The sequence below is a fragment of the Nostoc flagelliforme FACHB-838 genome, assembly GCF_014698065.1.
GTDB lineage: Bacteria > Cyanobacteriota > Cyanobacteriia > Cyanobacteriales > Nostocaceae > Nostoc > Nostoc flagelliforme_B.
In genome coordinates this window covers 13,195-40,031 of sequence record NZ_JACJSI010000024.1, presented here as the reverse complement: position 1 = coordinate 40,031, position 26,837 = coordinate 13,195, and the positions used below count along the sequence as shown (strand labels likewise).

Sequence of the window (26,837 nt, the reverse complement as noted above, 5' to 3'; positions counted from 1 at the left end):
GTGTTTAAAAATCTAAGACTTAAGTCCTTGTTTTCTAAAGACTGAAGTGCTTACTACAAACCTTCAAAAATAGCTTGACAGACTACTAGTACCGCAAGGCAGAAGTCAGTAAGAGGCAGGGAGTGGGGGGAAGGGAGCAAGAACTGCTTCTTGTTGACGCGCGCGTTGCCCTGTAATTACCATTTGGACTCCACTGGCTGGCGCAAGGGTAAAACCTCGACGCTGAGGTAGTTCTGTTCGTTGATTAACTAGCTCTAACTGATAGCCTGACAGAATAGTTGCTAATACTAGCCTCATTTGAAATATGGCCAAAGCCTCGCCAATACAACGACGGACACCACCACCAAAGGGCAGAAATTCATAGGGAGAAAATTGCCGTTCTAAAAAGCGCTCTGGTTGAAACTCCTTCGGTTGGGGATATAAGTCTTCACGCTGATGAGTTAGATAAATGTTGGGAAGCAGTACAGTCCCAGGCTCTAAAGAATGTCCCAACAGCTTGGCAGGTTCTTGTACTACTCTGGGAAAAGAAAACATGACGACGGGGTGAATTCGCAAGGTTTCATTGCAAACAGCACTTAAATATGGCAGTCGGTAAATGCTCATGGGATCTGGAGAATCACCCAGGGTATCCAATTCCTGAAGTAGTTTTTCACGGACTAAAGGCTTTTGATGAATCCAATACAATCCCCAAGCGATCGCCGTTGCTGTGGTTTCATATCCAGCAAGTATCAAGACCATCAATTGATCGCGCAACTCCTGATCAGTCATCATTTGACCAGCTTCATCCTGGGCTGATAACAGTAAGGAGAGGATATCGATGCGTTCTGGATCTGCTTGCTGTCGGCGTTCAGCGATTTCAGCGTAGAGCAATTGATCAATTGTCTGCCGATCGCGCAGAAACTTTCCCCAAGGACTCCAAGCTCCTAAATCCTGTTGCAAGAATGAAAAGAAAAATAAACTAGAGGTCAAAGGTGAGCGAAACAGATCTAGCAACAACGGTAATAGATGCTTAAGCTGTTGAAATCTTTCTCCCTCAGACAAACCAAAGACGTTCTGCAATATGACTTGTAGGGATATTTCCTGCGTTAAATTTCGAGCCGAAAAGGGCTTATTGAGTGGTAACTGATTAAAGATTTGTTCAGTCAGATCACAGATTTGTTGACCGTAAGCTTGCATCCTCTCTCCATGAAAAGATGGCATGACCAGTTGTCGTTGACGTTTGTGGCGATCGCCTTCTAGTGTGAGAACTGAATAGTTTCCTATGAAAGGTTGTACAATTCTGTTAAGCTTGCCAACAGCAGCAAATTTCTTTCTATCGTTGGTTAAAATTTCCTGGATTGCTTGGGGATGGTTTACGAATACTACAGTGTCCCCAAAACCAATTATCTTACCAGTAAAAATGTCGGGATACTGTTGAGCAGCTTTTTCCATATACTGAACAGGATCAGCTACCCATTGCAGCTTTTGGAGAAAAGAAGGAATTTTTAGAAGATTAGGTAGTTGCATTTTTTGGAAAGGGGTAAGGAGATATTATAAGATAACGGTTTGCTTCTTTCTGCTATGGCATTAAAATCAAGGTTTTATAGTTAACCTTCAAAAACTAAAAGCCCAACCAATATCATCAACATAGTTGTATTGATTGGAACTTATAAAGGAGAGATAAAGTCAATCTAACTCTCCTTTTTTATTTGTAAGCTTATACTATTTAATTAATATTTTGCTAGCTCCAGCATCTCTACAGTTTTGTAGCGAGCAGTGAAGGAATACCAATCGAGATTACCACGTATCCAAGCATGAATTCCTAATATATATTTTGCTAACTCAGCATCTATTTCTTGTCCAAAAGATGGAATGTTTGCTTCCAAATCTAACAATTTTTGGATCTCATTATCATGCATTTTAGTAGCAAGCTTCATTGCTTCTTCTAAAGAAATTTTGTGTTGGCAATGTAGTACAAATACTAAATTATGAACATGACCAGTTGCCAACTCTCTAGATAATGAAAAGATATCATTAGACCAGCCAAGAAGGTTATTTGTAATTTCATTAAGTTGTTTAAAAATATCCTGTTTTCGTAAAAAATCAGGAATTATCAACTGATCACAAAGTTCAATTAATGGCAAGGCAACATCTGCACCTGCGCTTAACCTACGCATTGCAATATAAGTCTCAGTATCGGGTACAATTCCATCTACACGGTTGTTTGCTTCTTCAAAACAACCGTATAAATATTTCTCAAAGCCGCAGATAAAATAATTTAACCATTTCAGGCTTGCTTTTTCAAGCATCCGCTCTCGTAAGTTACTTAAAGCACGACTAAGAGGTATATCATGGCTCGTAACTTCTGCCCCTTTCAATATTTCTAGAAATCTCTTGTGAATAGCTTTTAGAAGTTCAGGTTTTGTTTTCAAGTTTGATAAATCGCATTGATCATCCCAAATAAATAGCCAACTCAACCAGTCATTTGCTATCTTCAGTTCTTGAAAGTTAAGTTGCAATAAGGATAGGTAGTAGCTGCCATCAAAAAGAATTTGGACTTGCAGAAACGCTGATAAGATGATTCATTTGCCAGAAGATTAAAACCAAGTACCCATTCAAGAGCATACTCTTCTAGAACATTAATATTTTTATTGATTTGTGGTGAGAAAGGACAGAATAAATCGGCAGAAATTAATTTTTCCATAACCAATATAGTTATTAAAAGTTTACAAGTTAAAATTTTGGAAATAACTCCTTTAATACCAGTTTTCATGCAGTGCATAAATCATCTTTACGCTAAAATCCTGATGTTTAAGAAGATATAAATATTCCAACTATTAACTCTTTATTTTTATTTATTTTTTTAAAAAAGATATCTGAAATCATACTAAAATAAGATTTTTAAAAAATATTATTTACGTAAGTGTGCGTTCAGGATAAATACAGAAAACAAGTTTGCAAAGTCAGTAAGAGGTAAATAGCAGTAATATTATTTTTATAAAAAATATACTAATTGTTTAAAAAAACAAGAGTATTAATAACTAACTTCATAACGATTGCTTTTATTAAAAAGATTGTTCAGTAGTAATATTGTTCTGGGCTAACATTATCTTTTTCAAAAGACAAGAGTAATAATGACTAATTTAAAGCCAGCCGTCTTCATGAAAGAGGTGTCCATCTGTAGTCAAAATTAAAATTAGTGCTTCATTTTCATACTGTAGCGATCGCTCCCGTAGTCGCAGAGAGCAATTTAGCGTGAGAATGTTGCTGTTATCCAAGTTTTTGGGAACTATAGGATTGTCATAGAAAAAAATTTTCAGTCGGTCTGCAAATAAAATAGAGGTAACTTAGCTGTGATCGCAGGGCAATAGTGAATAAGTAACAAGTAGTTAAATTAATTTAAATACATGAATTACGAGCTAGATATAAAAATGCTTTATACACCAGAAGACAGTTTAATTTTAGTGGTAGATGATACTGCTACCAATTTAGAGATTGTCTTTAATATATTAACTAATGTCGGCTTTAAAGTTATTACAGAGAATGATGGTAAAAAGGCCATTAAACAGGCTCAAGAAAAATTACCTGATTTGATTCTGTTAGATGTGATGATGCCGGGAATAGATGGATTTGAAACTTGTAAAAGGCTGAAAGAAAACTCAGATATTTGTGATATCCCCGTAATTTTTATGACAGCTAATTCTGATACTGAGAGTAAGGTAAAGGGTCTAAATATAGGGGCAGTTGATTACATTACCAAACCCTTTCATGAAGAAGAATTATTGGCTAGAATTAAAACCCATCTGCAATTACGAAATCTCACCAAAACTTTAAAAAAACGGGTTGCAGAAAGGACAGCAGCATTATCTAGGGTATTGAAAGACTTACAAGAGTCTCAACTTCAGCTTGTACAAACAGAAAAAATGTCTGCCCTTGGTCAATTAGTAGCAGGAGTTGCTCATGAAATTAATAATCCGGTTGGTTTCATTCATGGCAATCTTGGACACGCTTCAGTATATTTCCAAGACATGATCAACCTCATTGATCTTTATCAGCATCACTATCCTAATCCAGTTTCAGAAATTCAGGAGCAAATTGCAGCGATAGATTTGAAGTATATACTTACCGATCTACCTAACTTAATTTCTTCAATGAAAGAGGGCGTTCAGCGCATTCGTGACATTAGTACCAGTCTGAGAACCTTCTCTCGAGCAGATAGCGATCGCACAATTTCTTGCAATATTCATGATGGCATTGACAGTACAATCATGATTCTTAAACACCGCTTAAAAGCATCCGAGGTTCGTCCTGATATTCAAGTAATTAAAGATTACGGTAATTTGCCAGAATTAGAATGCTTTATCGGACAACTAAATCAGGTATTTATGAATTTGTTAGCTAACGCTATCGACGCTTTAGAGGAGTCTAATGTAGGACGCACCTATATTGAAATTGAAACCAATCCCAATCAAATTTTGATTCAAACTACTCTTGCTGAAGATAAAAATTATATTTTGATTCGGATTAAAGATAATGGAGTGGGAATGTCCGCTGATGTCCAGCAAAAAATCTTTGACTATCTATTCACCACCAAGCTTGTCGGTCAAGGCACAGGACTAGGATTATCAATTGCTCGTCAAATTGTTGTCGAAAAGCATGGAGGAACTCTGGAGGTAAATTCAGCAAGAGGAAAAGGTTCAGAATTTATCATCAAGCTTCCCATTTAAGAATCATAGCAAATCGTAATTCCCCTAGTAAAATGCTTTCCAGGACAATTGAATCAGGTATTTATGAATTTATTGGCAAATGCCATTGATGCTTTAGAAGAGTCTAACTATGGATGGAGTTTTAATGATATTAAGGTAAATCCTAATCAAATTACAATTCATACTGCTCTCACTGAAGATAACAATCATGTCTTGATTTGGATTCAAGATAATGGCGTAGGAGTATCGGCTGATGTTCAGCAAAAAATGTTTGACCATTTATTCACAACCAAACCTATGGGGAAAGGAACAGGTTTAGGATTATCAATTGCTTATCAAGCAATTGCCCAAAAACATCAAGGTAGTCTAGAAGTAAATTCTGTGTTAGAAAAAGGTTCTGAATTTATAATCACTATTCCACTTTATTAAACTATAAAATATACAAAATATACACATTTTTTATGGAAATAAAAATTAAAATTTCTCAATATATAGCAATTTTATCTGATTTGCGACAATAATTTTTTATAACATAGATGCAGAGCAGCTTGTCGCAGGCTACATCATTATAAACAGAAGCAAACATCAAATTCTCAGAATAAAAAGATTAAACAGTTACTTTAGAGACATTTTGGGGAATTCTATAACTGTAGTTCTAAGATTGTGTACTCAAAATTTATGACCAATTCACTTAACGATTCAATAACTCCCCTTAATATTTCTTTAGAACGCGATATATTTTTACGTACATTAATCAGAGAATTATCTGGCACTTTGCAGGATGTTGTTGGTTTAGAAGAAGCTTCTGGATTTATTAGCGTAGTTGGTGAAAGGATGGGGAGGCAGATTAACCAAGATTATAAATCTGCCCTGGCAGTCTCCAACCTTTCTCCTGAGCAAGTAACTAATGTCTTGATTGATTTAAAAAAACGAATTCAAGGCGATTTTTATGTCATTGAGCAGAATGATGAAAAAATTGTATTCGGCAACCGCGTCTGCCCATTTGCCGAAAAAGTACTTAATCGCCCTGCCATGTGCATGATGACTTCAAATGTCTTTGGGACGATCGCAGCTAATAATCTAGGATATGCGAAAGTAGAATTGCAGGAAACTATAGCACAGGGTGCTTCTGGATGTAAAGTTATTATTTACTTAAAAGTTACAGAAGAGGCAGAAGATGCAGAAGGTCGAGAATACTTTAGGGGAATGGAATCTGTGTAAATCCTTCAGCAGCAAACAAAATAATTTCAGGATATAAGCTTAGTATAGATATGTAAAGTAGAGTCAAACCCGAAAGTGGAAGCCCCATGACTCCTGAACAATTTCTTGAATTTGCCAGAGTTTTACCAGAACCTTTACTTCTGGTAAGTGGAGAGGGTCAGCTGTTAGCTACGAATCAACCAGTAGCAGATATGCTGGGGTTACGCCGTCAGGAATTGCGGGGAAGAATGCTTTTTGAACTGGTAACTGAGCCTACTAACGATATTGTTAAGTACTTGCAATCTTGTTCAAGTAGCAGGGCAATGGTGATTGGCACTTTGACTTTACGGAAGAATGATGGACAAACCTTAATATGTCGTAGTCAAGGAGCAGTTATTCAACCTTGGTCTCCTGAATCTTCAGCTTTAATTATCTTACGCTTGGAAAGTAGAGCTTTAGCCAGCAGTAATTTCGTTTTGTTGAATGAAAAAATCGATGAGTTAGCAAAAGAAAAGAAGTTCAAAGACGAAAACAAGCTGAAGAAGCGCTCAAGAAAGCAAATCAAGAGCTAGAAGTTCGGGTTGAGGAACGCACAATTGCTTTACAAGAAACACTAAATGAACTACAACTTACCCAAACTCAGCTTATCCAAGCTGAGAAAATGTCTAGTTTAGGTCAAATGGTCGCTGGTATTGCCCATGAAATTAATAATCCCGTGAGTTTTATTTATGGAAACCTTCACCACGCCCATAAATATAGTCAGGATTTACTAACATTGGTACAAACTTATCAACAACTTTGTCCACATACTCCTCCAGAAATTCAAAAGCAAGTAGAAGAAATAGATTTAGATTTTTTGATTCAAGATATAACTAAACTCTTCCAGTCGATGCAAGTAGGAACATTACGAATTCAGGAAATTGTTAAATCATTACGTAGCTTTTCCCGGCTTGATGAAGCAGAATTCAAGCAAGTTAATATTCATGAAGGAATTGATAGTAGTTTAATGATTTTAGAGCATCGCCTGCGAGATAAGCGTGAGTGCCCAGAAACCAAAGTCATCAAAAAATATAGTCAACTACCCAATGTAACTTGCTACCCCAGTCAACTCAATCAAGTGTTTATGAATATTCTTGCTAATGCAATCGATGCATTGGAGGCATCGGCGAACAATGACAATCAAAAACTAACAAATAATAATCCTCAAATTGAAATTAAAACTGAGGTAATAGATCAAAAATGGATAAAGGTTAGTATTGCTGATAATGGTTCGGGGATAAATGAACAAGTTTGCTCAAAGCTATTTGATCCGTTTTTTACGACAAAAGCGGTGGGTAAAGGTACTGGACTAGGGTTATATATAAGCTATCAGATTATAGTTGAAAAACATAACGGAGAACTTAGCTGTTTTTCTGTTCCAGGGAAAGGTGCAGAATTTATAATTAAGATACCTGTTAGTTCAGTCTGATAAAATTTAATTTTTACTTTAATATTCTATAGTTTTAATTATTCCATCATCGGGGCGCAAGACCTTGCACCACTAAAAATATAGAAATAATTTAGGATAATTTATTTTTTTCAATTCTCCAATATTAAGTTAGAAATTTAGTTTAAAGTTAAAATATATGACGAACGCCTGTCTGCATATTAGCAAACAGGCGTGTCTCTAAGTACAAACTTTGGTTGAGACTCAGGCTATTAAATCTTAGCAGTAGAATCAACTGAGAGTTGAGACTGACTAACTGAATCTAATTCTGGCAAAAGCAGTGGATTTTCTGCTTTTACATTAGTGTTAATTGTTGCTTGCAACATGGGGGTATTGGAGACGGAATTGTTCGCCAATGTAAACAGTGGATTTGACAAAATCCCTGCTATGGAAGTAGCAATTAATGTTACTACCAACCCAACTTGCAAAGGTCTTAGTCCAGGTAAATCCCAACGCACTTGTGGATAATTCTTTACCGCGTCGGACATTTCATGGGGTTCTTTAACTACCATCATCTTGACTACACGAATGTAGTAGTAGATGGAGACAACGGTGGTAACTAAGCCCAGCAGGACTAACCAATAAAGACCTGCTTGCCAACCAGCCCAGAATAAGTAAATCTTACCGAAAAACCCAGCTAATGGTGGAATACCACCCAAGGAAAGTAGGGAGATACTCAACCCCAGTGTTAGAAGTGGGTCTTTTTGATATAAGCCAGAGTATTCGGAAATCTGGTCGGTTCCCGTGCGTAGTGAGAACAGGATAATGCAGGTAAAGCCGCACAGGTTCATGAACAGGTAAACCAGTAAGTAGAATATCATACTGGCATAGCCCGCCTGTGTACCAGCAATCAAGCCAATCATCACAAACCCAGCTTGGGCAATGGATGAATAAGCGAGCATCCGTTTCATGGTAGTTTGGGCTAGGGCGACTACGTTACCCAAGATCATGCTGAGAACAGCCAGAGCAGTGAAGACAAACCTCCACTCGTCAGCAACAAGGGGGAAGGCTGTTGTTAGCAAGCGGATGGCTAGGGCAAACCCAGCTGCTTTGGAACCGACCGATAAAAAGGCGATGACTGGGGTGGGAGCGCCTTCATAAACGTCTGGTGTCCACTGGTGGAAGGGTGCAGCGGAGATTTTGAAGCCAATACCTGCGATCGCAAAAACCAGGGCAATGACTAAACCTAAAGATTGACCACCTTTCGCTGTGGCAATGCCATTAGCGATCGCACCTAGTTCAGTTTGTCCTCCAGATAGCCCATACAGCAGTGATACACCGTACAAAAAGATTGCTGTACTGGAAGCTCCAATTAACAAGTATTTCAGCGCCGCTTCATTGGAACGGGGGTCACGCTTGGTATAACCTGTTAACAAGTAAGAGGAGATACTCAGGGTTTCTAGGGAGATGAAAATCATCACCAACTCACTAGCCCCGGATAAAAACATCCCTCCCAAAGTAGCACTCAGCAAAATAGCGATGAATTCGGCTAAAGGAGTGCCGCTCTGCTCAACGTAGCGAATTGACATCAGTATAGTCGCGATCGCAGACAAGGCAATAATACCGCGAAAGACAATACTCAGGTCATCACTATTAAAGCTACCGGTAAAACCGATGGGATTAGGAGCGTCCCATTGAAAATATAGGGCGACAATCGAAGTAAATAAACCTGCGATCGCTAGATATCCAATCCAGCGTGCGGATGTACGCCCCAAAATCAAATCAACAATCAAAACCCCCAAGAGGGTGAGAATAACAATCCCCTCTGGTAAAATCGTTCCAGCGTTTAGCTGGGATGCAATATTAGCAAAATCCATGAGATGTATAGGTTTTGGGGATTAGACATTAAGGCTAACTCTGTTCACTCTAGCAAGTTTTCTAATTCCCAGACTAGCTCTTTTAACAAGAGCTTAACAGCTTGGGTGCAGATGGCAATCGCACCAACTTGATTGGCTTACTCGCAGCTTTCTCAGTATCTAGGAATTTACCTAACAGCTTTCCTACCTCGTTTTTCACGCGTGATAGCAAATATGATAAATAATTATGCGGCAACAAGTGCGTGCCGTAGGCGATCGCTACGGACAAAAAGCTCATAAACTAATTAATAAGGGCACAGCAATGCTGTGCCCCTACAATATTCATAATTCCTAAGTTTATTAAAAACCTACTGATGGCAGCTTGCCTTGTAGTGACTGAAATTTAGACTGAACACAGTTAGCACAATTGCAACCAAGTTGATCAATAATCGGATTCGATGTTTGATTCAACTTTGGTGTTGCCAGTTCAGGAATTTGTTGTGTAGATGCTACCGTAATAATTTGTGTAGCATATTCAGATTTCAGGCTGGATGCGTGTGCTGGATTGAGTACCAGCAGCATGGATACTAGAAATGCGGGACAGGCAAGTAAAATCAGTTTGACTATGTTCATAATTCACACAAAGATAGCTTTGCTGATACAGCATAGCTAATAAATTGCCCACCTTCAACTTTAATAATTCGTAATTCGTAATTCGTAGTTCGTAATTGTTGGGTTTAATTACCCTTCTCCCAAAGGGAGAGGCCAACGCCACCGTCTATAAGTGGCGCTTTTTTTCGGTCTGCGTATAAATACTTTGATGTAATATCGGAATCCGATTTGATTTCTGAATTACTCGAAGAGGTAAGGGACTCTTTATTGGGGACTGGGGACTGGGAAGAAGGAATAAAGGTGTACTGAGTTTTGTTCAAAAATCAAATATGAGTCCTACAGTCTTTAATTACGAATTACGAATTACGAATTACGAATTATTTTAACTGCGCCCAAATCCTTGACCCCGCAAAACCTTTGACCATACAAGTAATTCGCCCTGTTCACCCCCTGCGGCCAGTAACTTGCCTTGGGGATGCCAAGCTAGAGTGGAAAATCCTCCTGAGACACCTGTGATAATTTGGGATACTTCTTTGGCTTTGTTCCATAAACACAACCAACCGTCAGCAGCAGCAGAAGCGAGAAGGAAGCTTTTAGGTGCAAAGGCGATCGCATTAATCACACCCACATGATTAGTTAATACTCGTGCTTCCCAGCCTAACGAATCATCTTCGAGCTTTTCCCACACCACAATACCTTCAACGCTAGAAGATGCTAATATTGGCGCACCGACTTTAGTGGTAGCTTCTGACCATGCCAATTGGCGAATTTTACCAGGGAAGCCACGCATCACCCAAGGGTCGGGATTGTTCCATTCCAAAACGGTGACACTACGATCCATATTGCCAGAAGCCAGGAATTTACCATCAGGCGACCAAGCCATCGCTACACTCACACTAGGCATATCCAAGATGTATGGTTCTTCATCCCAGCTTTGACTATGCCAAATCTTGATACCCTGATAACCGCTAATGGCTAAGTATTGCCCATCAATGCGCCAATCAATCGCCAAAACTGACGAGTTTTCAAAATTCAGCGTTACAACAACCTTGCGAGTATCTGCATCCCAAACTTGGACATAACGCCCCAAACTAAAAGCCAGTTGGTTACTGGTGTAATTCCAAGCTAGCTTGTCAACCCATGCGGGGGCATTTTCCAAGGTGGCGATTAATTCAGTATCGCGCCAAATTTTCACCTGTCCATCTTGTCCACCAACAGCTAAAAATTTTCCATCTGGTGAAAAGGCGAGACAGTCTACTGATTTACCGTTACCAGTTTGTAAACTTGTGAGTTCGCCATTATTCCACAGAACTACTTCACCAGCGGCGGAAGTTGCTGCTAAAGTTTTACCTTGTGGCGACCAAGCGATCGCAGTTACATAATCTGAAAGTGTTCCCGAATAGTGTTGTTCAAATTCCTTAGATTTGCTGGTTGTGGTGTTCATAGTTATTGGGTACTGGTTACTGGGGACTAGGGACTAGGGAGTCAATTTTCCCAATCCCCAATCTCCTATTTATGCTAGACAAGCGAGAAAATCTTGCTTAAGTTTTGCTGCATCAAGGTTGCGCCCGATGAAGACTAGTTCGTTTTTGGGGGTTTCGTTTGGTTTCCAGGGGCGATCGGGTTTGCCATCAAATATCATGTGTACTCCTTGGAATACAAATCGATTATCTTCTCCAGCAATATTTAAAATGCCTTTCATCCGAAAGATATCTGTCCCTTGGGTACGTAGTAACTCGGAAAGCCAAGTGTTTAATTTTTCTCCATCCACTGCACCTGCTTCTACTAAAGCTACAGAAAAGACGCTTTCATCGTGTACGTGGGCATCTTCGCCTAAGAAATCTGGATCAATTTCTAATGCACGATCTAAATCAAAGGCTTTTACACCTAATAAAGCATCCATTCCTAGTTCAGAATTTTGGGTACGGTAGATTTTTGCGATCGCATTCATCGCCCGAATCCGTTTCTCCAATTCATTCAACTCTTCTGGCGCTACCAAATCTGTTTTATTAAGTAAAATTACATCGGCAAAAGCAATCTGTTCTTGTGCTTCGTCTGCATCCCAGTGCTGCGAGATGTGCTTGGCATCTACAACTGTCACCACTGCATCTAAAGACAGTTGACTTTGCAAATCTTCATCCACAAAAAATGTCTGAATCACTGGTGCAGGATCGGCTAATCCAGTTGTTTCAATTACTAAATGGTCAAATTTATCGCGCCGCTTCATCAAGTTGCCAATGATGCGAATTAAATCGCCGCGTACTGTACAACAGATACAGCCATTATTCATTTCAAAAATTTCTTCATCTGCATCGATAATCAATTGATTATCAATACCCACTTCCCCAAATTCATTGACAATCACAGCAACTTTTTTGCCGTGTTCGTAGGTGAGGATGTGATTGAGTAGAGTCGTTTTACCTGCTCCCAAATACCCTGTAAGAACAGTAACGGGAACTGAATTGTTGATTACGTCAGCCACCATACTCTAAATTCCTCTTGTCTCACCTTATGGATAATCATTATCACATATCATAAATCTTTTTATATTTTTGTGCGAACTTACTATTATTTTGGGTTTCAGGAAAATAATCACATAATTTAATGACCAAACATTTTATTTTTATACATCTGTAATAAGTAATAGATATTCAAACCTTGGCTGGCAATATTGCATACAAGCCAACACCCTGCGGTAAGTTGCAGGTTAGTACCTTGGCAATCTTGCTATTAAAATGATAATCATTATCCAAGCAAAAAAATTATACTTTGATGGAGTAGCGTAGTGGTTTCAAAAAACACTATCGGTTTGAGAAAGCAATTAACTCAAGCAGGACAAGCATCTGCGTCTATTGCAGTCAGCTTTTTGGTCGTTGCGCCGTTGGTTTTATCTACCGCTTTAGCATCCGCACAAGCAGATGATACTCATAATCATTCGGATGAAACGGGCTTTTATATCGGATTAGATGGTTTGGAGGCTCTCTCTACAGGGACATACGCAGGTTTGGAGAACCCCAATTACAATCGTTTGACCCTTCTGTTTGCACATAGGGATGAAGACACACCTGAATCTAGCCATTTCCACGGCATTGGTACTTATAGCTACTCAGGGTCATTAAATAACCCAACCATTAACCCAACCAACACAAATAACCGAATTCCTGAGTCTTACTCAGAACAACCGCCGCTAACATTATTACCTGGTACAGGGTTTTATAGTGGTCGCTTGATTAGTACTCCAACAGATAAGGAATATAGCAATCTGACAATAGAACCTATAGCGTCTCTAAAAACTTCAAAAGAATTAGACAACCAGTATTTGTTCAATAGCTCTAATGGTCGTTGGCAGTCGTCTCTTGAGGGTGCAAATATTGGTTTACAATTAGCCTCAATTAGCAGTGGATTGAATATTGGTGATTCAGCAGGCGTTGATATTGTCAAGTCAGTAGGCGATATCTACACAATCGGCAGTGGTGATAATTTTTCGTTCACCCCTACTTTTTGGACTGATGCTGCTGCACCACTGGGAACTTATTCTGCATCATTCAAATTAGTGGATTTAGGCACTGATAATCACCGTATTCCCTTTAAAGAGTCTGGCACTTTCAATTTTGATTTTGAAGTCAAGGCAGTCCCTGAGTCATCAACTGTTCTTGGTCTTGGTATAGTCGGTTTACTAGCGCTTTCTCTTTCTCGCTTGCAAAAACTGACTCGCAGTAGCTTGAACTAATCTAATCTCGCACCAAGGTGCAAAATTATTCTTTTCCTCTTGGTGCAAAAATTTAATTTTCTGAGGAGAACAAAAAATCTTGAACTGCTTCTAAAACAACCCCTGGGTATTCTTCATGTAGTCCCAGAGAACCAGGGATAACAACGCTTCTCACTCCTGGTAAGGCTACCAAAGCGTTCATTTCTTCTCGTGATTTGGGGGGGCTAGATTCCCCAACTACTACCATAAGCGGTACGGTTAAAGACTGCACAAGTTCCAGAAAATCAGATTGTTCGTGTACAGCATCGAGATTACCAGTTACAAAGGCAGCAGATGCAAATCGCGCTCCTGGTTGTTGAGTTGTTTGCCATTTCTTCTCGATGAAACTGGGTGTAATTTTACCTGCGTCAGTAAATACATGACGGCGATACATCAAACTTAAGAAGGATGGGGTAGTGTTGAGTTTGTAGAGAGCTTGACCAAGTATAGGCGATCGCACCAATTCTCTCACCATGCCAGCTATTTGCTGACTTGCCCCCATTGTCGGCAAAGGCCCACGCCAAGTAGGAGCTAACAATACAATCTTTGAGAAAACAGCCTGCTTCACAGCTAATTGTAAAACGTAACTAGAAGCATGGCCAGCCGCTACCACAGTAATGGGAGTATTAAAAATAGCTTTGACAAAATCTTCTAGAAAGTGCTGATATATTTCCGGTCGATAATTCAAACTAGGGCGAGAAGATTCTCCAAATCCAGGCCAATCAATGGCCACAACTTGAAAATTGGGAGCTAATAACTTGGCAAGTTCGCCTACTTCCAAACGCGTTGAAACACTGCTGAAAGATGGTAATAGCAATAGCGGTGATCCTTTACCAAGGGTTTCATAAACAACGCGCAATTGCTGATTTTCCCAATTCCAGAGATATTCTTGAACCACTCCACCAAAACCAGTAGCAGCAGAGGTAGATAATAAATTTGTTGACATTAGACTAAATTTTGGTAGTTGTACCTTATTTATCAACTGTTTTTTGTCAGTTGTCTTTTGCTAATGACCAATGACAAATGACTAATGACTAATAACCAAGTTTAGCTAGGCAAATCTAACTTACATTCCAATGCTTTTTTTTGCATGGTTTTAAAAATATTGTAAAACCCATTAGCACGGGAAGGTGTCAGGCTAACATTTAAGCCTGTTTCTTGAATAAAATCTGGAGTAAGTTGGACAATCTCACTTGGCGTTAGTCCATGCAATCCTTCAACCAGAAGACCGACTAATCCTTTAGTTAACTGAGAATCGGAATCGCCCTGAAACACAACCTTACCATCATCCAAGGCTGCGGTGATATAAACTTGAGACACACAACCAGGAACTTTATTTTCGGGTAATTTATCAGCTTCTGGGAACTCATTGAGCTTCTGAGCATACCAGATTAGCTGTTCGTAGCGTCGCTTCGGTTCGGAAGCGCGTTGAAAGCGCTGGACAATTTTAGCGAGCGCAGGTGGCAAAGAATCTAGAGTTGAGGACATAACAGAAGCTGCAAATGATCGGTATCACTTTGAGTGTAGATTATCTTTAGAGCGATCGCGCCTCCGGTTAACCTTGGCATATCAGCTAGCTATGATATGTCAAATCTAGACATTTATTGCGTAGGCGCAGCCCGCCGTAGGCATCGCATTCACATCGGTCAGGTTTTTGATGTGTGTAATTACAAAAACTTAATTTTTTTATAAGCAAGCTTTAACAGCAACTCTATACAAGTTATTCCTGTAATAGTATTTACTTTTTACTATTACGTAAGTGTGTATGGTGTATGTTGAAAATTTATGTGTCGTTTAATTTAACTTAAATCCAGATTTTCTGGAGGTTGGCGTGTTTCTTAACTGGCAACTTTAAACTACACCTCAGTAGTGACAAATGACCATGCAATGCCTACGTTAGCCTGCGCCTATGCACTTACAAAATTAGCTGCGACTAGATTTTAACTAAGCAGCTAGTACCGCAACGCGGAAGTCAAAACTCACTCATGCTTTAATCTTGGGCTTCCTCAATGTTTTGAATGCTAGGTTTATTTTTGCCAACCTGCACTAAGTAATAATCGATAATTAAAAATTAAAAATCAAAAAAAATTCTGATTTTTAATTTTTAACTTCTCTCCCTTAGCGATTAATTCGTAGTTTGTGCAGCTAACATCTGCTTCAGCTTTTCTAATTCCGAAGCCCAACGAGGATCTGGACGAATAGCGTCTGAATCGGTGGTTGTGGTGCTGTTTTCACGAGAACCGCCGCCGCCACTGCTACCGCCGCCACGACGAGGCTTCTTAGAGCTTTTCTCACGACGGCTACCTTCTCTGTTGGGGCTAGGTGTGGGGGTACTACTACTACTACTATTACTAGCAAGAGTAACTGGTTTAGGAGCTTGCTCGTCACCCTCTTCACCCTTTGTCCGAGGTAATGCCTTCTCTAGCTTAATAGGAGTGTCTTTGAACATCTGACCATTATACTTTTCAATAATTTCGTCAGCTTGTTCGTCATTGTTGACTGTAAGAAAACCGAAACCACGACATTTGCCGGTTTTGCGGTCTTTAATTAATTTAGTAGTTACAGCATCACCTTCGGCTGCAAAAACTGCTTGGAGATCTTGACGATCTATTTCATCTTTAGGCAAATTACCTATATATAGGCGAATGGACATGAACTATACCTCCAGAGTTGAATAAACATGGCAAGGCAAGAAAACAATCACTTAGCTTTGGCTTTTAAATAGATGCTATTGACCAAGACTGCCATCAACCAATTTTTTTGCTCGAAACTGTCAACCTATATAACAATACAGTTTTTCGTCGGGATCAAGCTTGTTTAATCCAAAGGCTCACACTATGGTGAGCTAATAACACCTTAATTCTAAGAATTGTAAATTTAATAGCCTATTGCCTGCTAAAGTACACGCTTTTTTTCATGCCCTTTTTCGCAGAATCTAATACCATTCCTTACATTACCACGGTATTTTCTACGTAGCTAGTTTAGCGCATACATTTCCGACTTTAGTTTTACTATATCGTAACATAAAACACATTTTTCTCTGTAAGTGAGAATATTTTGAAACAAAAACCAGCCACTGGCTGGTTAATTTGCTGCTGTGTTGGGAGGAAAAAAGGTATGTAGCAGGGGAAAAGCATCCAAATTCACAACCAAGCTGTGGTGCTGAGTTATGTGGCGTGCTATTGTTTGTGTAAATAAATGTAACACTTGTTAAGAAAACCTGCAACTTTTGTTTACATTCTGATTTGTCTTTTGTCCTTTGTCCTTTGCTAATGACTAACCAGTGAGAAAAACGTATGCGCCCAAAGCCTGTGCTGCAACTGCCAAAAAAGTAGACCAAATGGGATGAGGGCTGTTAATGGTTTTACCACTTTGAGTTTCCAGGGTTTGGATATCGATCCAAGGTGTTGCTCCTCGCCGGAACCAACCAGTGACGATAATTTGCCGACCGATTAGATGCTGGTGATTGACTGACTGTCCTAGCCAAGAAATGTGGTGTAATTTCAGCAAACCCGCGCTGGATTGGAAGATTAAATCTTGCGCTAGGGAGTTGCTAGTGCCTTGACGACCTAACAGTTTGCCCACTAGACGCACGCTGATGCTGTCGATGGGTAAGGCAGAAGGGTTAGATAACAGGTTGGGTAAGCTGTCATCAGTTTGCACTGTGGTCGGTTTAATATCGGGAAAGAAAGAATTAATCCGCATCAGTGTACCGATACTAAAGCCAATCAGAAGGCAGCCTGTAATGAAAGACCAATCTTCATATATCCACTTTAGATTTAAAAACTTGAGTGCGAATGCTAGTTGCCAGGTTAGCCAGACTAAAGCTGCAAACAGAACCCCTAGAGGAATTCCCAACCAGGGAGCGATTTGTAATAAGAAAGACTGACGTTTAACCTTTGATGGTTCACTAGCAAAATGTAGTTCGGTGTCTAGATGCCAGTGACGGGCTATTTGGCAAAGACGTTCGATGCGATCGCCCATTAACGGATGGCTATTATTAATCGTAAACCATCGACGATAGGGGTTGGCAGTATCCCACTTCAAAAATGATTCAAAAGATAAATTACTGGCAATAGTGCCCAAAGCAAGGCTCTGTTGGGAGCTGACTGGTGTCAAGAGATTTAAGCTTTCTAGTTGCCAACTTGTCTCTTCCTCTTTTTGGATATCAGCGGCAATGCCAATGGCGATTTTGAGTAAAGCGCGAATCAGGGCATTGGGATTACCAGTAATTTCAGCTGCGACGCGATCGCTATAATAAAGTCGCAACCGCGACAACCACAATGCAGTCCCAGTCAGCAAACACCAAACTCCATAAATTAGACTAGCCAGAATTGTCACCGGCGATCGCCAAATTTTCGCTGATATTTTGTCTCCCAACTGCGACACTTGCTGATATAGCTTATGAGTTGGTAATGTCACCAGCAGCAACAAAGACATCACAGCAAAATCCCAGTGAGCAATATGCCCTAGCTGCGTGGCGTAGATAATGGCGATTTCATCATCCGCCAGCTGTTCTAATAGCCCTTGACTGACAACAATCCTGGCATTACGTGGTAAGCTACCATAAGTCAGGATAATTGGTGCAGCCATCGGTAAAATCCGCAGTTTAGGTAATGGCCGGTGCCGTTGTTGGCAACAACGTTGTAGCACTCGGACAGCTTCTCGGCTGTGGGTATTCAATACATCTTTAGGAAATTCTCGCTGACCATAGAAGTTTGCCAGTAGTATATCCAGCAACCAAGGTGATGCTCCGATTAAAATCACCAATACTATTAGTAACAATTTAGTCGGGTCGCCGTATAAAAACTGTAACGGCTCAAAATAAGGTAGTTTAACTAAAGTATGGTTGATGAATCCCATTGCTAACTTGAGGATTTCTCGCATCACCCAAAAGAAAGCGATGAATGTTCCTGCTGACAGTAGCCGCAAGGGAATTAATTTTGGTTTACGTAATGGTTGCCATGCTCTAGCGCGTTGTGCTTGCCGCCAATAAATAACACCGAACAATTTGGCTTGGGTGCGGGTAACAGAACCCATGAAGCCATTTAGGGGCGCAGCAGGTGGTGGTGGCGGTGGTGTTGCTAATGTAGCCTTGAGTCTAGGTAGTGGCACCATCTGCGGGACGTCGTCGCTTTTGGCTTCTATTACTTGATCATTCGATTTTTCCTCTAATGTAGGAGTTTCCGGGGGAGTAACTGGAGGAGAATCTGGGGTTGAATTCTCAAAGGCAACAAATCCAGTTTCAACTTTTTTTGGTTCTTGATCGGGTTTTTTACGTTTTGTCAGGTGTTCGAGAGCGCGTGTTGCCCACTCTTGGACTTGGGGATTGTTACTCTCAATCAGATTCTGGGAAATAGCGATCGCATTGGCAACTTCGCCAGTGCGAGCATAAGCCATCACTAAACCAACCTTGGCTTGTAAGCTAGCAGTACCATTGCTTTGGCTGTTAGCAATAGGTTTTAGTTGAGCGATCGCTGTTTGGTAATTTCCTTGCTTGAGGGCAACTAAACCAGCCTCCAAAAACGGTTTGGCATGTGAAGGCATACAAATTCTGGCACTCCAATCTCTTCTAGGTGATCCACGTTTGTGCAAAAGCGCGAACCTCGGATGCCGTGGAACTCAACCGCGCTCAAGTTTTGTTTGTCAAGTGAATGATAAAGATTGAATCCAGGAGTCAGGAGTCAGAATTCAGTTAGCTCTTTTGTAGAACTAATTCTGAATTCTGGATTCTGTATTCTGTATTCTTCTTCATTCCTCCACTGGTTGTTGACTAGAAAATACTGGAGCGATCGCGCTTAATTTTAACTCTGGATGGTCGCCCAGTAATTGTTGACAATTCCATTCATTGCGGAATAGCAATACTGGGCGTCCCATACTGTCTTTAACTGTAGTGGTATTGAATATTCGTCCCACTTTTTCTAATGCTTCCCAACCACCCTCAACCCAACGGGCGACACTGTATGGTAATAAATCTAATATGGTTTCTACACCATACTCATTTTGTAAGCGAAACTGCACCACCTCGAATTGCAACTGACCCACCGCCGCCAAAATTGGATCGCGCTTGGCTTCATCAGTTGAATACATAATTTGCACAGCACCTTCTTCGCGCAATTCCGCAACGCCTTTTTGGAACTGTTTAGACTTCGAGGGGTTGGGATTCCTCAGAGATGCGAACAGTTCCGGCGAGAAATACGGAATCCCCTCATATTCGAGCTTTTGTCCCGTGTAAATTGTATCTCCGATCGCAAAAACACCGGGATTGTTCAAACCGATCACATCGCCAGGATAAGCCACATCAATCGATTCTCGCTCTTGGGCAAAAAGTTTTTGCGGGCGAGACAGACGGATGAGTTTACCAATGCGGGCGTGATTCACCATCATATCTTTTTCAAACTTACCAGTGCAAACCCGGATAAATGCGACGCGATCACGGTGTTTCGGATCCATGTTCGCTTGCAGTTTGAAGACAAACCCCGAAAATTCTGGGTATGTAGGGGCAACTTCGCCAACACTGCTGTAATGAGAACCAGGTTTGAGGGCATAGTCGAGGAAATATTTGAGGAATAACTCTACCCCAAAATTGGTCATGGCGCTACCAAAGAACACAGGCGTCATTTTGCCTTCGTGTATCAACTGTAAATCTAGCTCTGGCCCAACTCCATCTAACAGTTCCAGATCATTTTTCAGTTGGTGGTACAGGCTTTGTTCTAGCTGTTCTTCTATTCTCGGATCGCCTAACTCGACTATCGTATCACGGGCTTCTCGGCTGCCGTGGGCGCTGCGTTCAAACAAGTGAATTTGTTGCTTGTGTCGATCAAAAACACCTTTAAAGCGATCGCCCATACCAATCGGCCAATTTACCGCATAGGTTTGCAATCCCAATTCTTGCTCAATTTCATCTAACAATTCCAGAGGTTCCCTTCCTGGGCGATCGAGCTTGTTGATAAATGTAAAAATTGGGATACCGCGCAACTTACACACTTCAAACAATTTGCGGGTTTGGGGTTCCAAACCTTTTGCTGCATCAATCAGCATTACTGCATTATCGGCGGCGGCGAGGGTGCGATAAGTATCTTCACTGAAATCTTGGTGTCCAGGAGTGTCTAATAAATTTATTTGACAATTCTGGTATTCAAATTGCAAGACTGTGGAAGTAATAGAAATACCCCGTTGTTGCTCCATCGCCATCCAGTCAGAGGTCGCCTTACGCTGTGCTCGTCGCGCCTTAACCGCCCCAGCTTCGTGAATTGCACCTCCGTATAACAGCAGCTTTTCTGTTAGTGTAGTTTTACCCGCATCAGGGTGAGAAATAATCGCAAAGTTGCGGCGAAGTTCAACTGCTTGAATAAGTTCAGACTGAAGTTCAGTAGACATAGATGTATTTGTTTGTTAGCTAACTTAATTTTTTTTGACTCTGGCTAAGTCTTTTAATCTTAAGACAACGATGCTCGTGATAGGGTCGTAATATAACCAACAATCTGACCAAATAGGAGAAAGCAATGTACGACACAGATAAGCGAAAGCTTTTATCCGCCTTGTCTCATGGAGCCATTTTTCTCAGCACGACATTGGTATCTGTAGGTATACCTATCGCCATACTGTTCGTATCTGACGATCCTGTTGTTAAAGAAAACGCCAAAGAATCCATTAATTTCCACTTTAATGTCTGGCTTTATGGAGGAATTCTGGGAGCGCTGTTTTTTCTATTCGGTTGGTTAGTGTTACCTCTATTATTACTGGGGCCATTAGCCGGTCTGGGATATATATTGCACTGGGGATTAACAATTTGGGCGCTCATAAAAGTTTTCAGCAATCCTGATATACCCTTCCGTTATCCCTATATTTTCCGAGTTTTTTAATACAGATTATTGTTGGGCATTGGGCATTGTTAATTGTCAGTTATTTGCTACTAAGTACAATATTTCATGAATTAGTAGCGAATTCTCTGCGTGCCTCTGCGTTTACCTCTGCGCCCCTCTGCGTTTAAATTTCAACCCTCAATTCCCCACGATTTTGCCAACAGAGAGTCTTATCATTTTGAATTTTTAATTGCTTACTATGTTGTTTTTTTTCCAGCCCGTCGGATAGATGCAAGCAAGCTGTAGAATACAAAATTGCCCTACAACTTGATTAAGAGTAGGGCAAAGGACAGTTAAGCACTGTTTGTAGTCTGTCTGACGGCAGGAAAATTTTAGCCTGCTTTTGTGACGCTTTATTTTGTGTCCATTTGCGTTGTTTTTCTTCATAAAATTTTATGTTTCCTACACACCGCCCCCGTCGTCTGCGTACTCATCCCCAACTGCGCCGGATGGTTCGTGAAACTGTTTTAACAACAAGCGATTTAATCTATCCACTATTTGCTGTACCAGGTGAGGCAATCGCTAATGAAGTAAAATCTATGCCCGGAGTCTACCAACTTTCGGTAGATAAAATTGTCGAAGAGGCAAAAGAAGTTTACGACTTAGGAATTCCTTCGATTATTTTATTTGGGATTCCGGCTGATAAAGATGTGGATGCCACTGGCGCTTGGCATGATTGCGGTATCGTCCAAAAAGCTGCGACTGCGGTAAAAGCAGCTGTGCCAGATTTGATTGTAATTGCTGATACTTGTTTATGTGAGTACACCAGTCACGGTCATTGTGGTTATTTACAAACTGGTGATTTAACAGGACGAGTTTTAAATGATCCAACTTTGGAATTGTTGAAAAAAACGGCGGTTTCTCAAGCGAAAGCCGGTGCCGATATCATTGCGCCTTCTGGGATGATGGATGGTTTTGTCCAGGCAATTCGTCAGGGTTTGGATGAAGCCGGATTTCAAGATACACCGATTTTGTCTTACGCTGCTAAGTATGCTTCGGGTTACTATGGCCCATTTCGGGATGCAGCAGACTCGACACCGCAATTTGGGGACAGAAGAACTTACCAAATGGATCCAGGTAATGCCCGCGAAGCGATTAAAGAGATTGAATTGGATATTGCTGAAGGTGCTGATATGCTCATGGTTAAGCCAGCCTTGGCATACATGGATATTATCTGCCGGGTGAAGGAAGCGAGTAACTTACCTGTTGCGGCTTACAATGTTTCTGGTGAGTATGCGATGGTGAAAGCTGCGGCTCTCAACGGTTGGATTGATGAAGAACGCGTGGTTATGGAAACTTTAACTGGGTTTAAACGGGCTGGTGCAGACTTAATTTTGACCTACCATGCCAAAGATGCGGCGCGATGGTTAAAGTAGGATAAACGATTGAATAGTAATTTAGTGGAAAATCTCACGCAGAAACATCCAGACGTAGAGTTGTGTTTTGGTGTTTGGGTGTGAGATTTTTGTATTTTTAGTTTGGCTGGTGCAAAATTCAAAAAAAAGCTGAACGCGCTTATATATTGCTGCGATGCCTGCAATATCAGTTTTTTCAATAGTATTTATTTTAAAGCTTTGTTTCATAAAATCTCTTTTCTTCTCTCTGTCATCTGCGGTTTAAAAGTAATTTATCTAACCATAGAGGCGCAGAGAACACAGAGAAAAGAGGAATTATTGCCCAGAAATTTCACTAGGACTTACTCACTGTACGAGGCGATCGCTCGTAAAACCGATAAAATCTAAATTAAATAGCTTTGATATAGTTATGGCAATTATTCGCTCTATACTTGGGGCGGTTCGTTTAAAAAACCCAATCTCTAACTAGTGCGATCGCTCACCGTATTTGCGACAGCAGCACGATAAAATTCTATAACCATAATCGTACAAAAAGGTCTAAATGGCAGAAACACTATTCTTCAACGCCTTACGGGAAGCCATTGATGAAGAAATGGCGCGTGATTCCAGCGTATTCGTTCTCGGTGAAGATGTCGGACACTACGGCGGTTCCTATAAAGTTACCAAAGACCTGTACCAAAAATATGGCGAACTCCGCATTCTAGACACCCCCATTGCTGAAAATAGCTTTACTGGCATGGCAGTGGGAGCCGCGATGACAGGGTTGCGTCCCATCATTGAAGGCATGAATATGGGCTTTTTACTGCTCGCCTTCAACCAAATATCCAACAACGCTGGGATGCTGCGCTATACTTCCGGCGGTAATTTTAAAATTCCGATGGTAATTCGCGGCCCTGGCGGTGTCGGTAGACAACTAGGTGCAGAACATTCCCAACGACTAGAAACCTACTTCCAAGCTGTGCCAGGGTTGAAGATTGTTGCCTGCTCCACACCAAGAAACGCTAAAGGACTGCTGAAATCCGCTATCCGCGATGATAACCCCGTGTTGTTCTTTGAACACGTTCTGCTTTACAACTTGAAAGAAGATTTACCAGAAGAAGAATATTTACTACCCCTAGATAAAGCAGAAATTGTGCGTGAGGGTAAAGATGTAACCATTATTACTTACTCACGGATGCGGCATCATGTGCTGCAAGCAGTAAAAACTCTTGAAAAACAAGGATATGATCCAGAAGTTATCGATTTAATATCCCTCAAACCATTAGATTTTGATACCATTGGTGCATCAGTAAGAAAAACCCATAAAGTCATTGTTGTGGAAGAATCCATGCGAACTGCGGGTATTGGAGCAGAAGTCATCGCTTCAATCAACGATCGCTTATTCGATGAATTGGATGCGCCAGTACTACGACTTTCTTCCCAAGACATCCCCACACCTTACAACGGCAATCTGGAACGACTAACAATCATCCAACCAGAGCAAATAGTGGAAGCTGTGGAAAAAATGGTAGCGTTACGAGTCTAAGGACTAGGGAATGGGGACTGGGGACTGAGGAAGAGTTTTCCAATGCCCAATCCCCAATTCCCGATCCCCAATGCCCAATGCTCAATGCCCTAACTCTACAAAAGAACGCTATTATAGCCTTTGTCAGTTGCGAGTTATGGTATGCAAAGACAGCGATCGCTATTAATTTTGATTTTAGTCCTGATAATCGCCGCTATTACGGTGATTGCCACAATTCCGATACCTCTTGGGCTGGACTTGCGCGGAGGTTCACAGCTTACAATTCAGGTGAAACCATCAGCGGAAATTCCCCAAATCACCGAACGAGAATTGGAAGGTGTAAAGAAAGTTGTTGAAGGTCGGATTAATGGTCTGGGTGTTTCTGAGCCAGTAATCCAAACAGTCGGTACAGATAAAATATTGGTGCAACTACCAGGAGTAAATGATCCAGAGCAAGCTGAACGGGTGCTAGGGGGTACGGCGCAGTTAGAATTTCGTACCCAAAAACCGAATACAGAAACTCAACTACTTGCTTATCAAGCATCTAGAGTCGAATTGAAAACCAAGCAAGAAGAATTGAAAAAGAATTCAGACAATGCGGCAATTGTCAAGAATCAAGAAAATTTACAAAAAAATAATCAGGCGATCACAGAATTGTTTGAAAGCACCAATCCACCCCTAATTGGTAAATACCTCAAGGATGCCTATGGTGAACCCACTCAAGGTAACAACTGGAATGTTGCCATTCGCTTCGACCAAAAGGGTGGTGAACTGTTTGCCAATTTGACAAAAAATCTTGCTGGTACTGGGCGTAGTATTGGTGTTTTTCTGGACAATGAACTGATCAGCGCTCCTACCGTGGGTATAGAATTTGCCGCTACTGGCATTACTGGTGGTTCTGCTGTGATTACAGGACGGTTTACCCCCCAAGAAGCCAATGACTTAGGTGTGCAGTTACGCGGTGGGGCATTACCCGTACCGGTAGAAATTGCAGAAATTCGCACTGTTGGGGCAACCTTGGGTAAAGACAGTATCACTAGCAGTATCTATGCTGGTATCGGTGGTCTGACTTTAGTATTAGTATTTATGGTAGTGTACTATAGACTACCAGGGCTGATTGCCAATGTAGCACTATTGATCTACGCCCTGCTAACCTGGGCTACCTTTGCTTTGTTGGGTGTCACCCTTACTCTGCCAGGAATTGCCGGTTTTATCCTCAGTATTGGGATGGCAGTGGATGCAAATGTACTAATTTTTGAGCGGACGCGGGAAGAATTGCAAGCAGGCAAATCCCTGTATCGTTCTGTAGAATCTGGTTTTTACCGTGCCTTTTCCAGTATTTTAGATGGCAACGTAACTACAGTCATTGCTTGTGCTGCATTATTCTGGCTGGGGGCTGGTTTGGTGAAAGGCTTCGCTCTAACTCTGGCTTTGGGCGTAGCAGTGAGTATGTTTACAGCAATTACCTGTAGTCGCACCTTAATGTTTTTAGCAATTACAATTCCCGCACTCAAGAAACCAGAACTTTTCTCTCCAAACCTGCCAACATCAAATAAGGCAGAGGTGGCTCAATGAAACTAAGTATTAACAAATCGCGATCGCTTTGGTGGACTATTTCTAGTGCCATTATTCTGGCTGGTATCATCTCAATGGTGATTTCTTGGCAAAACCCGAACATCAAAGCACCCTTACGTCCCAGTTTGGATTTTGTCGGTGGTACACGATTGCAGTTTGAACGAGATTGTACCAAACCCGGTAACTGCGACCAGGCAATTGATATCAATATTGTTCGGGAAGTAGCTAAAGCACAGGGGTTGGGTGATAGCAGTATCCAGATTGTTGCTGACAAAGGTACTGGTGCGGAAAATGGTATACTAATCCGCACAAAAAACTTAGATGGCGAACAGCGTAGCAATTTGCAAAATGCCTTAAGTGAAAAAGTCGGTGCTTTTGACCAGCAAAAAAATCAATTTGACACAGTTGGCCCAACTCTGGGGGCAGAGCTATTTAGGTCTGGGGTAATAGCTCTAATAGTTTCGTTCGCAGGCATCATAATCTACTTAACCTTCCGGTTTCAGTTGGATTATGCGGTGTTTGCGATCGTTGCACTATTACATGATGTCTTCATCACGGCAGGGATTTTTTCGATTTTTGGTTTAGTATTGGGTACTGAAGTAGATAGCTTGTTCATCGTTGCTCTACTGACAATTACAGGTTTCTCAGTCAACGATACAGTAGTAATTTACGATCGCATTCGGGAAACCCTCAAGACGAATCCCAACCGACCGATCGCTGACATTGTGGATGATGCAGTTAACCAAACTTTAGGACGGTCAATCAACACAACCTTTACCACAATGCTGTCATTGTTTGCTATCTTTCTGTTTGGTGGCGAAACTCTGAAAAACTTTGCTTTAGCTTTAATTATTGGCTTTACAGCAGGGGCTTATTCAAGTATTTTCATCGCCAGTACTCTTCTAACTTTGTGGCGAGAGCGCAATGGTCAAGCAACTATGGTAGTCAGTGGTGAGTCGATCGATACATCTGCTGGTAACTAATCATTGGGCATTAGGCATTGGGCATTGG

At 41.0% G+C, this 26,837-nt stretch carries 25 protein-coding genes; 11 read left to right on the top strand and 14 right to left on the bottom strand.

What is annotated here, in order from left to right:
- Positions 1-105: 105 nt before the first annotated feature.
- The 3 genes from H6G97_RS14475 to H6G97_RS55370 form a co-directional block, all read right to left on the bottom strand.
- Positions 106-1,506 carry a cytochrome P450 gene (locus H6G97_RS14475; protein WP_190941278.1) on the bottom strand — a complete coding sequence of 467 codons (1,401 nt, stop codon included), beginning with the start codon at positions 1,504-1,506 and terminating at the stop codon, positions 106-108.
- 203 nt (positions 1,507-1,709) lie between these two features.
- Positions 1,710-2,456, bottom strand: a complete 747-nt coding sequence (locus H6G97_RS14470) for a terpene synthase family protein (protein ID WP_338421707.1) — start codon at positions 2,454-2,456, stop codon at positions 1,710-1,712.
- A gap of 17 nt (positions 2,457-2,473) precedes the next feature.
- Positions 2,474-2,752, bottom strand: coding sequence for a hypothetical protein (locus tag H6G97_RS55370; protein WP_338421706.1), 279 nt, complete (start codon positions 2,750-2,752; stop codon positions 2,474-2,476).
- A 658-nt stretch (positions 2,753-3,410) separates the two neighbouring features.
- Here H6G97_RS55370 and H6G97_RS14465 point away from each other — a divergent pair.
- The 5 genes from H6G97_RS14465 (at position 3,411) to H6G97_RS52435 (ending at position 7,353) form a co-directional block, all read left to right on the top strand.
- Entirely contained in the window at positions 3,411-4,706 is a 1,296-nt protein-coding gene (locus tag H6G97_RS14465; protein WP_190941339.1) for a hybrid sensor histidine kinase/response regulator, read from the top strand.
- Between the two features lie 48 nt (positions 4,707-4,754).
- Entirely contained in the window at positions 4,755-5,114 is a 360-nt protein-coding gene (locus H6G97_RS14460) for a sensor histidine kinase (RefSeq protein ID WP_277883294.1), read from the top strand.
- A gap of 249 nt (positions 5,115-5,363) precedes the next feature.
- Positions 5,364-5,906, top strand: coding sequence for a methanogen output domain 1-containing protein (locus tag H6G97_RS14455; protein ID WP_190941274.1), 543 nt, complete (start codon positions 5,364-5,366; stop codon positions 5,904-5,906).
- An 86-nt stretch (positions 5,907-5,992) separates the two neighbouring features.
- The gene (locus tag H6G97_RS52440) at positions 5,993-6,457 is read left to right on the top strand and encodes a PAS domain-containing protein (protein ID WP_242054932.1); all 465 of its coding nucleotides are present in this window, start codon (positions 5,993-5,995) and stop codon (positions 6,455-6,457) included.
- 89 nt (positions 6,458-6,546) lie between these two features.
- Entirely contained in the window at positions 6,547-7,353 is an 807-nt protein-coding gene (locus tag H6G97_RS52435) for a sensor histidine kinase (RefSeq protein WP_242054931.1), read from the top strand.
- A 230-nt stretch (positions 7,354-7,583) separates the two neighbouring features.
- On the opposite strand, the gene H6G97_RS14445 is transcribed toward H6G97_RS52435, so the two are convergent.
- The 5 genes from H6G97_RS14445 to H6G97_RS14425 form a co-directional block, all read right to left on the bottom strand.
- The gene (locus H6G97_RS14445; RefSeq protein ID WP_190941272.1) at positions 7,584-9,188 is read right to left on the bottom strand and encodes an NAD(P)H-quinone oxidoreductase subunit N; all 1,605 of its coding nucleotides are present in this window, start codon (positions 9,186-9,188) and stop codon (positions 7,584-7,586) included.
- 82 nt (positions 9,189-9,270) lie between these two features.
- Positions 9,271-9,465, bottom strand: coding sequence for a hypothetical protein (locus H6G97_RS14440; protein ID WP_190941270.1), 195 nt, complete (start codon positions 9,463-9,465; stop codon positions 9,271-9,273).
- 62 nt (positions 9,466-9,527) lie between these two features.
- Complete coding sequence (locus H6G97_RS14435; RefSeq protein WP_190941268.1) at positions 9,528-9,800, bottom strand: hypothetical protein; 273 nt, start codon at positions 9,798-9,800, stop codon at positions 9,528-9,530.
- A 361-nt stretch (positions 9,801-10,161) separates the two neighbouring features.
- On the bottom strand, positions 10,162-11,223 hold the full coding sequence (locus tag H6G97_RS14430) for a WD40 repeat domain-containing protein (RefSeq protein ID WP_190941267.1): 1,062 nt from the start codon (positions 11,221-11,223) through the stop codon (positions 10,162-10,164).
- Positions 11,224-11,292: 69 nt separating this feature from the next.
- Complete coding sequence (locus H6G97_RS14425; RefSeq protein WP_190941265.1) at positions 11,293-12,264, bottom strand: CobW family GTP-binding protein; 972 nt, start codon at positions 12,262-12,264, stop codon at positions 11,293-11,295.
- A gap of 300 nt (positions 12,265-12,564) precedes the next feature.
- Between H6G97_RS14425 and H6G97_RS14420 the strand changes: the two genes are divergently transcribed.
- Complete coding sequence (locus H6G97_RS14420) at positions 12,565-13,509, top strand: all3515 family Zur-repressed PEP-CTERM protein (RefSeq protein ID WP_190941263.1); 945 nt, start codon at positions 12,565-12,567, stop codon at positions 13,507-13,509.
- A 52-nt stretch (positions 13,510-13,561) separates the two neighbouring features.
- Here H6G97_RS14420 and H6G97_RS14415 read toward each other — a convergent pair whose 3' ends face one another.
- The 5 genes from H6G97_RS14415 to H6G97_RS14395 all read right to left on the bottom strand — a co-directional run bounded on the left by H6G97_RS14415 (position 13,562) and on the right by H6G97_RS14395 (position 20,907).
- Positions 13,562-14,473, bottom strand: a complete 912-nt coding sequence (locus tag H6G97_RS14415) for an alpha/beta fold hydrolase (RefSeq protein WP_190941261.1) — start codon at positions 14,471-14,473, stop codon at positions 13,562-13,564.
- A 101-nt stretch (positions 14,474-14,574) separates the two neighbouring features.
- Positions 14,575-15,015, bottom strand: coding sequence for a SufE family protein (locus H6G97_RS14410; RefSeq protein ID WP_109011258.1), 441 nt, complete (start codon positions 15,013-15,015; stop codon positions 14,575-14,577).
- Positions 15,016-15,652: 637 nt separating this feature from the next.
- Positions 15,653-16,180 carry an RNA recognition motif domain-containing protein gene (locus tag H6G97_RS14405; RefSeq protein WP_190941260.1) on the bottom strand — a complete coding sequence of 176 codons (528 nt, stop codon included), beginning with the start codon at positions 16,178-16,180 and terminating at the stop codon, positions 15,653-15,655.
- Between the two features lie 623 nt (positions 16,181-16,803).
- Positions 16,804-19,074, bottom strand: coding sequence for a M48 family metalloprotease (locus H6G97_RS14400; protein WP_190941259.1), 2,271 nt, complete (start codon positions 19,072-19,074; stop codon positions 16,804-16,806).
- A gap of 204 nt (positions 19,075-19,278) precedes the next feature.
- Positions 19,279-20,907 (bottom strand): peptide chain release factor 3, encoded by a 1,629-nt coding sequence (locus H6G97_RS14395; RefSeq protein WP_190941258.1) that lies wholly within the window; start codon positions 20,905-20,907, stop codon positions 19,279-19,281.
- A 125-nt stretch (positions 20,908-21,032) separates the two neighbouring features.
- Here H6G97_RS14395 and H6G97_RS14390 point away from each other — a divergent pair, with 125 nt between their 5' ends.
- Together H6G97_RS14390 and hemB are read left to right on the top strand one after the other, a co-directional pair.
- The gene (locus H6G97_RS14390; protein ID WP_190941257.1) at positions 21,033-21,392 is read left to right on the top strand and encodes a DUF4870 domain-containing protein; all 360 of its coding nucleotides are present in this window, start codon (positions 21,033-21,035) and stop codon (positions 21,390-21,392) included.
- 395 nt (positions 21,393-21,787) lie between these two features.
- Positions 21,788-22,768, top strand: coding sequence for a porphobilinogen synthase (gene hemB, locus H6G97_RS14385; protein ID WP_190941256.1), 981 nt, complete (start codon positions 21,788-21,790; stop codon positions 22,766-22,768).
- 21 nt (positions 22,769-22,789) lie between these two features.
- Here hemB and H6G97_RS14380 read toward each other — a convergent pair whose 3' ends face one another.
- Positions 22,790-22,975 (bottom strand): hypothetical protein, encoded by a 186-nt coding sequence (locus tag H6G97_RS14380; RefSeq protein ID WP_190941255.1) that lies wholly within the window; start codon positions 22,973-22,975, stop codon positions 22,790-22,792.
- A gap of 313 nt (positions 22,976-23,288) precedes the next feature.
- Between H6G97_RS14380 and H6G97_RS14375 the strand changes: the two genes are divergently transcribed.
- From H6G97_RS14375 to secF, 3 genes are all read left to right on the top strand, one after another.
- A complete protein-coding gene (locus H6G97_RS14375; RefSeq protein WP_100899866.1) occupies positions 23,289-24,272 on the top strand; it encodes an alpha-ketoacid dehydrogenase subunit beta in 984 nt (327 codons plus the stop codon).
- A 141-nt stretch (positions 24,273-24,413) separates the two neighbouring features.
- Positions 24,414-25,826: a protein translocase subunit SecD gene (gene secD, locus H6G97_RS14370; RefSeq protein WP_190941338.1), complete on the top strand. Its 1,413-nt coding sequence runs from the start codon at positions 24,414-24,416 to the stop codon at positions 25,824-25,826.
- Positions 25,823-26,809, top strand: a complete 987-nt coding sequence (gene secF, locus H6G97_RS14365; protein ID WP_190941254.1) for a protein translocase subunit SecF — start codon at positions 25,823-25,825, stop codon at positions 26,807-26,809. The genes secD and secF overlap by 4 nt, the downstream gene beginning before the upstream one ends.
- Positions 26,810-26,837 lie beyond the last annotated feature (28 nt).

What these genes read in the sequence shown, in the direction of transcription:
- H6G97_RS14475 (WP_190941278.1), bottom strand. Translation starts at nt 1,506, where the DNA reads ATGCAACTACCTAATCTTCTAAAAATTCCTTCTTTTCTCCAAAAGCTG.
- H6G97_RS55370 (WP_338421706.1), bottom strand. Translation starts at nt 2,752, where the DNA reads ATGAAAACTGGTATTAAAGGAGTTATTTCCAAAATTTTAACTTGTAAA.
- H6G97_RS14465 (WP_190941339.1), top strand. Translation starts at nt 3,411, where the DNA reads ATGCTTTATACACCAGAAGACAGTTTAATTTTAGTGGTAGATGATACT.
- H6G97_RS14455 (WP_190941274.1), top strand. Translation starts at nt 5,364, where the DNA reads ATGACCAATTCACTTAACGATTCAATAACTCCCCTTAATATTTCTTTA.
- H6G97_RS52440 (WP_242054932.1), top strand. Translation starts at nt 5,993, where the DNA reads ATGACTCCTGAACAATTTCTTGAATTTGCCAGAGTTTTACCAGAACCT.
- H6G97_RS52435 (WP_242054931.1), top strand. Translation starts at nt 6,547, where the DNA reads ATGTCTAGTTTAGGTCAAATGGTCGCTGGTATTGCCCATGAAATTAAT.
- H6G97_RS14445 (WP_190941272.1), bottom strand. Translation starts at nt 9,188, where the DNA reads ATGGATTTTGCTAATATTGCATCCCAGCTAAACGCTGGAACGATTTTA.
- H6G97_RS14440 (WP_190941270.1), bottom strand. Translation starts at nt 9,465, where the DNA reads ATGAGCTTTTTGTCCGTAGCGATCGCCTACGGCACGCACTTGTTGCCG.
- H6G97_RS14435 (WP_190941268.1), bottom strand. Translation starts at nt 9,800, where the DNA reads ATGAACATAGTCAAACTGATTTTACTTGCCTGTCCCGCATTTCTAGTA.
- H6G97_RS14430 (WP_190941267.1), bottom strand. Translation starts at nt 11,223, where the DNA reads ATGAACACCACAACCAGCAAATCTAAGGAATTTGAACAACACTATTCG.
- H6G97_RS14425 (WP_190941265.1), bottom strand. Translation starts at nt 12,264, where the DNA reads ATGGTGGCTGACGTAATCAACAATTCAGTTCCCGTTACTGTTCTTACA.
- H6G97_RS14415 (WP_190941261.1), bottom strand. Translation starts at nt 14,473, where the DNA reads ATGTCAACAAATTTATTATCTACCTCTGCTGCTACTGGTTTTGGTGGA.
- H6G97_RS14410 (WP_109011258.1), bottom strand. Translation starts at nt 15,015, where the DNA reads ATGTCCTCAACTCTAGATTCTTTGCCACCTGCGCTCGCTAAAATTGTC.
- H6G97_RS14405 (WP_190941260.1), bottom strand. Translation starts at nt 16,180, where the DNA reads ATGTCCATTCGCCTATATATAGGTAATTTGCCTAAAGATGAAATAGAT.
- H6G97_RS14400 (WP_190941259.1), bottom strand. Translation starts at nt 19,074, where the DNA reads ATGCCTTCACATGCCAAACCGTTTTTGGAGGCTGGTTTAGTTGCCCTC.
- H6G97_RS14395 (WP_190941258.1), bottom strand. Translation starts at nt 20,907, where the DNA reads ATGTCTACTGAACTTCAGTCTGAACTTATTCAAGCAGTTGAACTTCGC.
- H6G97_RS14390 (WP_190941257.1), top strand. Translation starts at nt 21,033, where the DNA reads ATGTACGACACAGATAAGCGAAAGCTTTTATCCGCCTTGTCTCATGGA.
- hemB (WP_190941256.1), top strand. Translation starts at nt 21,788, where the DNA reads ATGTTTCCTACACACCGCCCCCGTCGTCTGCGTACTCATCCCCAACTG.
- H6G97_RS14380 (WP_190941255.1), bottom strand. Translation starts at nt 22,975, where the DNA reads ATGAAACAAAGCTTTAAAATAAATACTATTGAAAAAACTGATATTGCA.
- H6G97_RS14375 (WP_100899866.1), top strand. Translation starts at nt 23,289, where the DNA reads ATGGCAGAAACACTATTCTTCAACGCCTTACGGGAAGCCATTGATGAA.
- secD (WP_190941338.1), top strand. Translation starts at nt 24,414, where the DNA reads ATGCAAAGACAGCGATCGCTATTAATTTTGATTTTAGTCCTGATAATC.
- secF (WP_190941254.1), top strand. Translation starts at nt 25,823, where the DNA reads ATGAAACTAAGTATTAACAAATCGCGATCGCTTTGGTGGACTATTTCT.